This is a genomic window from Hymenobacter agri (genome assembly GCF_054778495.1).
This window is the reverse complement of sequence record NZ_BAAGZM010000171.1, coordinates 1-7,580: the sequence shown is the minus strand read 5'-3', so window position 1 is coordinate 7,580 and position 7,580 is coordinate 1. Positions and strand designations below refer to the sequence as shown.

The following is a 7,580-nucleotide window of genomic DNA, read 5'->3' as shown; positions in this document are numbered from 1 at the left end:
CGGCCCTACCAGCGGCACGCCGAGCGCACCCCACTCTACGACAGCCCACGGTGGCGCGCCCTGCGCCTGGCCCAACTGCGCAAGGAGCCGTGCTGCCGCACGTGTGGTGAGCAGGGCCGGGTGACGCCCGCCACAGTAGTCGACCACATGGTACCCTACCGCGAAGGCGCGGACTTCTTCGATGCCACCAACCTGCAGAGCCTGTGCAAGCGCTGCCACGCCCGCAAGAGTGCGCAGGAGAGCCACCACCAGGCCTACAGCAAGCGAAACGAGGTGGATGCCCGTTGACGCGCCGAACGTGCCGCCAGCGCCCCAAAAGAGGGCACAGGGGGGTAGGGGGCCGAAATCCTCCTCTCTTCTCGCCAAGTAACCGCAGCCCGAAGTCAAATTTTCACGCTGTCAGGTTAGACTGGTTTTTCACCGATTGCACTTTACCCGATTTTTCTGCATTATGCCCGGCCCACCACCCAAACCCGCCCGCCAAAAGAAACTGGAGGGCACCCACCGCAAAGACCGCGAGGCCCCCAACGCGCTGGACTTCGACCCCGCCACCGACCTGCCCGCGCCGCCCGAGGACTTGCGGTCGGAAGCCGCCCGCCGCTGCTGGCTGGTATGTGCGAAGCAGCTCCACGGCAAGGGCCTGCTGGCCACGGTCGACTTGGCCCTGCTGCGGGCCTACTGCTACCAGGTGGGCCTGATGCTCGAAGCCGAGGAGGAGCTGGAGCACAACGGCAAAACCGAAACCCGCTACACCGCCAACGGCTCGCACCAGGTGCGCTCGCCTTGGGTAGCCATCCTCTCCGACGCCACCGAGAAGGTGCACAAAATCGGCCAGCAGTTCGGCTTCAGCCCGGCCAGCCGCACGCGCATCAGCGCTCCTAAAACCGACAAACCTAAAGCCGACCCCTGGGCCGAACTCTAATGTCTACCCCCCGCGACTACTGCGCCATTGCCCACCGCTACGCCACCCAGATGGTGGCAGCCTATGCGGCCGAAGAAGCCATCAAGGCCCAGCTGCGCCCGGTGCTCAAAGCCATCGCCGACTTGCGCAAGGAAGAGCAGCCCGCCGAAACGGAGCTGGGTCGCCTCGATTTGGCCAAGCTGGAAGCCGCTGCCGAAGCACTGCGCAAGAAAATCTACGCCCTGCCCGTGCGCTGCAACAAGTACGTGGCCCTGGCCTGCGAGCGGCAGTTGAAGGATTTGCAGCGCAAGCGCTTCGCCTACACGTTCGACGAGACGCGCGCGGCTCGCATCTGCAAGTTCATCGAACTGCTGCCCCACACCAAGGGCGAGTGGGCCGGCCGGCTCATCGAGCTCGAGCCCTGGCAAATCTTCATCCTCACCACCGTGTTCGGCTGGGTCGACAAGGCCGGCCGCCGCCGCTACAAAGTCACCTACCTCGAAATCCCGCGCAAGAACGCCAAGAGTACGCTCAGCAGCGGCGTAGGTTTGTACATGCTGGCCGCCGACGGCGAGGGCGGCGCCGAGGTGTACAGCGCCGCCACCACGAAGGACCAAGCCAAGATTGTGTGGCAGGATGCGCAGGGCATGGCCCGCAAGTCGGCTGGGCTGCAGGCGCGCTTCGGCGTGCGCACGGCCGCCCACAGCATCTACACCGAGGAGGGCAGCAAGTTCCTGGCCCTGGCCCGCGACCAGGGCGGCAACCTCGACGGTCTGAACGTGCACTGCGGCATTATCGACGAGCTGCACGCCCACAAAACCCGTGAGGTCGTGGACGTGATTGACACGGCCACCGGTGCCCGCAGCCAGCCGCTGCTCTGGCAGATTACCACGGCCGGTTTCAACCTGGCCGGCATCTGCTACGAAACCCGCAGCTACACGGCCAAGGTGCTCGAAGGCCAGTTCACCGACCACCGCCACTTCGGTATCATCTTCAGCATCGATGCCGACGACGACTGGGCCCACCCCAGCAGCTGGGCCAAGGCCAACCCCAATTGGGGCATCAGCGTGGGCGTGGAGGACATCACGCGCAAGGGCGAGAAGGCCGTGAAGGTGGCCGCCAGCCGCGGCAACTTCAAAACCAAGCACCTCAACGTGTGGGTGAACGCCAAGGAAGCCTGGATGGACATGGTGAAGTGGGGCGAGTGCGCCGACCCGTCTCTCAGCATCGAAGATTTTGCGGGCGAGGAATGCGTACTAGCTGTCGACCTGGCCACCAAGGTGGACGTAGCGGCCCTTGTGGCGCTGTTCAAACGAAATGGGCATTACTACTTATTCCCCTACTTCTGGCTGCCCGAGTCGGCCGCCGAGCAGCAGGAAGGTAGTCACTATGCGGGCTGGGCCGCCGAAGGCTACCTCTCCCTCACTTCCGGCAACGTGACTGACCACAATGCCGTGCAGGAGCAGGTGCGGGTGTTAGCTGGCCAGCACCACATGCGAATGTTGGCCTACGACAACTGGCAGGCCCACAAGTTTGGTAGCGAACTGAGCGACGAGGGCCTACCGGTGCGTGAGTACCGCATGACGGTGCAGAACTTCAGCGAACCGATGAAGGAATTGCATGCGTTGGTGCTCTCCGGCAAGCTCAGCCACCCCGACAACCCGGTGATGAACTGGATGATGAGCAACGTGGTGGCCCACCTCGACGCCAAGGAGAACATCTTCCCCCGCAAGGAGCAGCCGCAGAACAAGATTGACGGGCCGGTAGCCGCCATCATGGCCGTGGGCGAGTGGCTGACGGGCGAGGCTGATGACGAGTACATCTACCAGGGGCGCGACCTGCTGGTGCTGTAGGCTTCTCCCGCTTTCTCCCGCTTTCCTGCCAGTATCGCCTCCCCGGCGTCGGAGCTTTGACTCAGCTAATCCGACGCCGTGACCTTCTGGAGCAATCTTTTTTCGCGTGATACCAGCACCCCGCTCCGCGCGGCGGTGTCGCAGGCGCGTGAGCAGCGGGCCGGCGTCACCAATGGGGTAGCTGTCAGTGACAGCGAGGGCCTGAGCGCGCTGTTCGGGCTCAGCGGCCTCAACGTCGGCGGCGTGGCCGTCACCGAGGCCAGCGCCCTGACCTTCGCTGCCGTCTGGGCCTGCGTGCTGGCCATCAGCCAGGACATTGCCGCTCTGCCCTGCCCGCTTTTCCGCGAGACGGCTGCCGGTAAGGAGAAGGTGCTATCCCACCCGGCCAGCCGCGTGCTGAACCTGCAGGCCAATCCGCTGCTCAACGCCATGCCCTTCCGGCAGGCGATGGCCGCCACCGTGCTGCTGCACGGCAACGCCTACGCCCGCATCGAGCGCAATGGCTTGCAGCGCCCGACGGCCGCCTACTACTACCATCCGCGCCAAACCACGGTGTTCAAAGGCAACGACGGGCAGCTCTACTACCTGTTCGCGGGCGATGCCCAGGTGTATGCCGCCAGTGACGTGCTGCACCTGCGCGGGCTCGTGCTCGACAACCAGGGTGTACTGGGCAAGTCGGTGCTGAGCACCGCCGCCGAGACCATCGGGCAGGCCCTGGCCGCCCAGCGCACGGGCGCGCAGTTCTACGCCAACGGGGCCAAGATGTCGGGCGCGCTGGAAACAGATAAGAAGCTCGACGACAAAGATGCCGACAAGCTGCGCAAAAGCATGGAAGGCTACACCGGGCCCAATAATGCGGGCCGGGTGATTGTCCTGGAGCAGGGTATCAAATTCAAAACCATCAGCCTGCCGCCGGCCGACGCGCAATTCCTGGAAACGCGCCGCTTCAGCCGCGCCGAGGTCGCCTCGTTCTTCCGCGTGCCACTGCACAAGATTCAGGACCTGGAGCGCTCGACCAACAACAACATCGAGCACCAGAGCCTTGACTACGTGCAGAGCACGCTCATGCCGTGGGTGGTCAATTTCGAGCAGGAATACCGCCTCAAGCTCCTGCGCTCGGACGAAGTGGACACGCACTACTTCAAGCATAACCTGGCCGCGCTGCTGCGGGCCGATGCCAAGAGCCGCGGCGAGTTCTACAGCAAGCTTTTCAGCACCGGCGCGGTCAGCCCCAACGACATCCGCGAGATGGAGGAGATGAACCCGGTCGAAGGCGGCAACCGCTACTTCGTGCAGGTCAATACCATGCCCCTCGACCGCGTGGACGACGTGATAACGGCCAACCAGGCCAAGAAACAGGCCCAGCCGGCCACCCCGACCAATGAGCAAGGATAAGCGCACCCCCGACCAGGCCCCACAGCATCAATTTGGCTACGTGCGCACCATTGCGGCCGACGTGGAAGAAACGCGCACCGTCACGTTTGTGGCCAGCACGGCCAGCCGCGACCGTCACCGCACCGTGCTCAACCAGGACGGCTGGCAGCTCGACAACTTCGCCCGCAACGGCATCATCGGCTATCAGCACAACGTCTACGGCGACAACCTGTGCACGCCGCCCAACCCCGACGACGTGATTGGGCGCGGGCGCGCCTACGTGGAGAACGGGGAGCTGCTCGTGGACATCACCTTCGAGCCGGCCGCCATCAACCCGCAGGCCGAAAAAATCTTCCGCAAGGTCCTGTTCAAGTCGCTCAATGCCGTGAGCGTGGGCTTCCTGCCCCTCGGCCAGGGCCGCTGGGGCGTGGGCGACGAGGCCGCGGGCGGGAAAAGCGAAACGTACTACTTCGCCGGCCAGGAACTGCTGGAAATCTCGGTGGTGAACCTACCCAGCAACCCCGACGCGGTGGGTCGCGCCCTGCGCGACCAGACCAGCCACGCGCTGATGTTCGTCAAGCGCGTACTGGGCGGCGATTACAGCTTTTCCGACATCGAAGGCATGCAAGTGGGCGATGTCCTGCGCCTGCTTGATAAAGTCCCGCACGGCCGGGCTACCGCGGCCGAAAACGAGCCTGAAACACCTGAAAACGCCCCCGTTGGCCGCTCGCTGACCGCTCGCCAAGCCGAATTGGAGCTAAAAAAGCGCCGCTAATCCCTATTTCTCACCTTTTTTCTGCTTACAAATGAAGACTTCCCAGGAATTGCGCGACGCCAAAGCCGCAAAATTCGAGCAGGCCCAGCGCCTGATTGATACCGCCCGGGCGGCGGGCCGCGACCTGACGGCCGAGGAAACGACCCAGTACGACCAGCTGATTCGCGAAATCGATGACCTGGAGCCCCAAATTGCCCGCGCCGAGAAGCACGAGCGCCTGAGCGGTCAGGCCGCCAGCCGCACCCAGCCGCTGGCCGCGGGCAGCGCTACGCAGGAGGAGAAAGCCAAGCGCAATTACTCCATGATTCGCGCGATTGCGGGCCACATGAATAACAAGCTCGATGGCCTGGAACGTGAAATGCACGACGAGGCCGTCCGCGAAGCCGGACAGAACGGCCACACCGTGCAGGGCCTGGGTGTACCCGGCCTGGTGCTGGGTGCCGGCCAGGGCACGCGCGACATGACGGCCACCGGCCAGACCACGAGCCTTGGCGACCAGGGCGGCACGACCATCGCCACCGACCTGAGCGGTGACTTCGTGGGCCTGCTTTACGCGGCCATGGCGCTGCGGGGCCTGGGTACCCGCTACCTGACCGGCCTGGTGGGCAACCTCGACTTCGCCACCCTGCTCACCGGCACCAACGCCGTGTGGGGCACCGAAAACGGCGACCTGACGGAGAGCTCGCCCACCACCGGCAAGTTCAGCCTCTCGCCCCACCGCCTGGGCACATTCGTGGACCTGAGCAAGCAGGCCCTAATTCAATCCAGCTTCGGCCTGGAGCAGATGGTGCGCGAGGACATGATTATGGGCATCGCCCTGGCCGTAGAAATCGCCGCCATCAACGGCAGCGGCAGCAACAGCCAGCCCCTGGGCCTGCTCAACGCCGGCATCGCCGACATCAGCGCCACCAACGGCGCCGCGCCCGACTGGGCCGCCGTGGTGGGGCTGGAAACCAAGGTGGACACGGTTAACGCGCTGCTCGGCTCACTGGGTTATCTGACCAACACCAAGGTGCGGGGCGTGCTCAAGCAGACGGCCAAGATGGGCAACACCATCGCCCAGCCCATCTGGGGCGAGGGCGGCAACCCGCTCAACGGCTACCAGGCTGCCGTCACCAACAACGTGCCGAGCAACCTCAGCCAAGGCACGGGCACGAACCTCTCGCCGCTGATTTTCGGCAACTTCCGCGACCTGCTCATCGGCCAGTGGGGCGGGCTCGACATCACGGCCGACCCCTATACCAAGGCTAAGCAGGGGCAAATCGTGCTCACGGTCGACTCCTTCTGGGACGTGGCCCTGCGCCGCAAAGCCTCGTTCGCCAAGACGAAAGTGGTGGCCGGTTAATCTACCTACCCCTAGCCCCAAAGCCCCGGCTGCCGCTGCGCAGCCGGGGCCTTTTGGGTGCCAACCGTTCCACTTTATCGCTTACGCCATGTCAACCAGAAAAACAGCTTCCCCGGCCACGCCCCCGGGTCCTGATGCCGCAGGTGCACCGGCCCCTCCGCCCAGCGGCCCCGTGGCCGTGACCACCACCCGCCTAAAGGTGCTGCGCACGCATCCGGGTTACCCGCACAACCCGGGCGACGAGGCAGAGATGGATGCTGAAGCTGCTCAGGCCTTGGCCAACGGTGGCTTCGTGCAGGTGCTTACTACTGACATTACCACTGCCGAAACCCGCTAATCTACCCCCAACATGCCCCTGCCCATCACGCTCGACGACGCGAAAGCCCAGTGCCGCATCCCAGTAACGGATACGGCAGAAGACGCTTTGCTGCAATCGTACGTGGTCGTGGCAGGGGCTGTGTTTGAGAAGCGGAGCAAACGGAGCTTCGACGCGACCGGCGACGAGGCGCTGACCGATAACGAGCTGGCCATTGCCAAGCAGTATGTGCTGCTGCTCACGGCCCACTACTATGAATCGCGGCAGCCCGTCATTACCGACGTGCGCCAGGTGAGCGTGGAGGTGCCGCAGACGCTGGATTTTCTGATGGACTTGATACGGGTGCCGACGCTATGAACATCGGCCGCCGCGACCGCCAAATCCAGCTGCAGGCCCCGGCCCCCGCTGGCCAGAACGCCTACGGCGAACCCGCCCCGGCGACCTACACCGACCAGGGCACCGAGTTCGCGCAGGTCATCTACCCCAGCGCCGGCCAGGAGCTGGTGCAGGCGGCCCAGCAAACGGCCGTGCAGCCTGTGCAGTTCATCATCCGCTACCGGGCCGACGTGCGGCCCACCTGGCAGGTCGACTTCGAAGGCACCATTCACCTGATTACCGCCGTCACCGAAATCGGCCGCCGGCAAGGCCTCACCCTCACCACCCAGCGCCGTGGCTAATAAATCCGGTTTCACGCTCAAAGGCATCGAGGGGCTGGACCAGGTACTGGCGGGCTTCGACAGCAAGTTCGGGGCCCAGCAGCTCGACAAGATGTTGCGCAAGGCGGCTACTCCCCTGGTGCGCGAAGCCAAGCGCCTAAGCTCGAATGCCGACGTGACGGGCGACACCACGAAGTCCATCGGCATCGTGGCCAACCGCAAGGCCGGCAGCATCACGGTGGGCCCGCGGCGGGGCAACGGCTTCAAGGGCTACCATGCCCACCTGCTGGAGTACGGCACGGCCCCGCACATCATCAAAGCCAAGGCCGCCGACGGGCTGCTGCGCTGGGCCGGCGGGGC

The 7,580-nt window shown here is 64.8% G+C and carries 10 protein-coding genes; all 10 read left to right on the top strand.

Annotated features, from left to right (window positions below):
• On the top strand, positions 1–288 hold a 288-nt coding region (locus ACYVDE_RS10505; RefSeq protein ID WP_460501466.1), incomplete at its 5' end, for an HNH endonuclease.
• 163 nt (positions 289–451) lie between these two features.
• The gene (locus tag ACYVDE_RS10500) at positions 452–922 is read left to right on the top strand and encodes a P27 family phage terminase small subunit (RefSeq protein ID WP_460501465.1); all 471 of its coding nucleotides are present in this window, start codon (positions 452–454) and stop codon (positions 920–922) included.
• Positions 922–2,754, top strand: a complete 1,833-nt coding sequence (locus ACYVDE_RS10495) for a terminase large subunit (protein WP_460501464.1) — start codon at positions 922–924, stop codon at positions 2,752–2,754. The genes ACYVDE_RS10500 and ACYVDE_RS10495 overlap by 1 nt, the downstream gene beginning before the upstream one ends.
• A 135-nt stretch (positions 2,755–2,889) precedes the next feature.
• Positions 2,890–4,149, top strand: coding sequence for a phage portal protein (locus ACYVDE_RS10490; protein WP_460501463.1), 1,260 nt, complete (start codon positions 2,890–2,892; stop codon positions 4,147–4,149).
• Positions 4,136–4,903: an HK97 family phage prohead protease gene (locus tag ACYVDE_RS10485; RefSeq protein WP_460501462.1), complete on the top strand. Its 768-nt coding sequence runs from the start codon at positions 4,136–4,138 to the stop codon at positions 4,901–4,903. The genes ACYVDE_RS10490 and ACYVDE_RS10485 overlap by 14 nt, the downstream gene beginning before the upstream one ends.
• Before the next feature lie 31 nt (positions 4,904–4,934).
• Positions 4,935–6,248: a phage major capsid protein gene (locus tag ACYVDE_RS10480; protein WP_460501461.1), complete on the top strand. Its 1,314-nt coding sequence runs from the start codon at positions 4,935–4,937 to the stop codon at positions 6,246–6,248.
• Positions 6,249–6,336: 88 nt separating this feature from the next.
• A complete protein-coding gene (locus tag ACYVDE_RS10475; RefSeq protein WP_460501460.1) occupies positions 6,337–6,585 on the top strand; it encodes a hypothetical protein in 249 nt (82 codons plus the stop codon).
• A 12-nt stretch (positions 6,586–6,597) separates the two neighbouring features.
• Complete coding sequence (locus ACYVDE_RS10470; protein ID WP_460501459.1) at positions 6,598–6,921, top strand: head-tail connector protein; 324 nt, start codon at positions 6,598–6,600, stop codon at positions 6,919–6,921.
• Positions 6,918–7,241 carry a head-tail adaptor protein gene (locus ACYVDE_RS10465; RefSeq protein WP_460501458.1) on the top strand — a complete coding sequence of 108 codons (324 nt, stop codon included), beginning with the start codon at positions 6,918–6,920 and terminating at the stop codon, positions 7,239–7,241. Before ACYVDE_RS10470 ends, ACYVDE_RS10465 begins: the two co-directional genes overlap by 4 nt.
• Positions 7,234–7,580: HK97 gp10 family phage protein (locus tag ACYVDE_RS10460; protein ID WP_460501456.1), on the top strand; the 347-nt coding region annotated here is incomplete at its 3' end. The genes ACYVDE_RS10465 and ACYVDE_RS10460, both read left to right, overlap by 8 nt.